The sequence below is a fragment of the Mesorhizobium sp. M0184 genome, from assembly GCF_040322215.1.
In the GTDB taxonomy this organism is placed as follows: Bacteria; Pseudomonadota; Alphaproteobacteria; order Rhizobiales; family Rhizobiaceae; genus Mesorhizobium.
This window is the reverse complement of sequence record NZ_JAMYSZ010000090.1, coordinates 1-1,466: the sequence shown is the minus strand read 5'-3', so window position 1 is coordinate 1,466 and position 1,466 is coordinate 1. Positions and strand designations below refer to the sequence as shown.

The 1,466-nt window shown below is 65.1% G+C and carries 1 protein-coding gene; it reads left to right on the top strand.

What is annotated here, in order from left to right; translation table 11 throughout:
• Nucleotides 1-179: 179 nt before the first annotated feature.
• Entirely contained in the window at nucleotides 180-1,457 is a 1,278-nt protein-coding gene (locus tag NKJ23_RS34400) for an IS4 family transposase (RefSeq protein WP_352685163.1), read from the top strand.
• Nucleotides 1,458-1,466 lie beyond the last annotated feature (9 nt).

The following is a 1,466-nucleotide window of genomic DNA, read 5'->3' as shown; positions in this document are numbered from 1 at the left end:
CTAGGGGATGCACACATCTTTTCGTTGCGTCGATGACTCATCTGTGAGTTGCGGCGTCGGGTTGGTGTGTGATTCTGTAGGCGACGTACTGAGGGAGGCGTCGCGGTGTCATCTATGGGATTGTTGGGGTCGTTCGGTGACGAACGGCTCGAAAAAAGGGGGTCCAGCTTCTGGAGCGGATGGTGTCGCGCGAGAGCGTGTGCCTGCGCCGCTTGGCTGGAGGAGCCCGTAGCGGGATCGTGGGCTATTGTCGGTTCCTGGCGAACGCTCGGGTGACGACGGACAGGCTGATTGAAGGTTGGGGCGCTGCGACGGCTGAGGCTAGCGCCGGTCGTCATGTGCTGGCGATCCAGGACACCAGTGAGATCAATTTCGCGACGACGCCGGAGTATCGGCGTGGCCTTGGCGAGATTGGCAAGGGCGGCGGCCGTGGCGTGTTGCTGCACGCGATGCTGGGCATCGATGCCGAGACGGGCGGCGTTCTGGGGCTGGTGGCGGGCCGGGTGTGGACGCGCGAGGGGCGTGTGGAGGTTGCTCATGCCAAGCGGCCTCTGTGCGACAAGGAGTCCGAGCGCTGGTTGAGCACGGCCGCGGCGGCCAAGCCGGTGTTGAAGTCGGCTGCACTGGTGACCGAGGTGAGCGACCGCGAGAGCGACATCTACAGCAAGTGGGCGCTTGTACCCGAACCCGGCTTCCACATTCTGACCCGCGCCATGCACGACCGCCGGATCCAGGGCGGCGGCAAGCTGTCGACCGCACCGTTGCAGGCCGCCGGAGAGGCCATGGTCGAGCTGCGCGCGCGGCCTGGTCGGGCGGCGCGCACGGCCCGGCTGGTGGCGAGCTTTGCCCAGGTCGAGGTCGTGCGCCCCGACAACACGATTGAAGAGGGCCTGCCCAAGACGGTGAGCGTGAGCTTGGTGCAGGTAACCGAGATCGACCCGCCGCAGGGCGCCGAGCCGATCCTGTGGCGACTGCTTACCACCCATCTCGTCGAGGACGCGGCCATGGCCTGGCGGATGGTCGATTGGTATCGCATGCGCTGGACCATCGAGCAGTTCTTCCGCACCCTCAAACAGCAGGGGCTTCAGCTGGAAGACAGCCAACTGGAGACCGCCGAACGGCTCGTCAAACTGACCGCCATCGCCGCGCGAGCCGCCTGTGTCGTCATGCAACTCGTCCAGGCCCGCGACGGCCGATCCGCACAACACGCCGCCATCGCCTTCACCCACGCCGAAATCGACACGCTTCAAGCCCTGCTGCCCACACTAGAGGGAAAAACCGCCCTGCAGAAGAATCCCCACGCCCCCCAATCCCTCGCTTGGGCCGCCTGGATTATCGCCAAACTCGGCGGCTGGGACGGCTATCCAAAGTCCAAAGCCCCAGGACCCATCACCTTCCGACACGGATTGCAGCACTTCCTGTCCATCGCCCATGGATGGGCGCTTCGAAATGTGTGAATCGCCTAG

Excerpts from the sequence above, each read along its gene's own strand:
- NKJ23_RS34400 (WP_352685163.1), top strand. The coding sequence starts at position 180 with ATGGTGTCGCGCGAGAGCGTGTGCCTGCGCCGCTTGGCTGGAGGAGCC.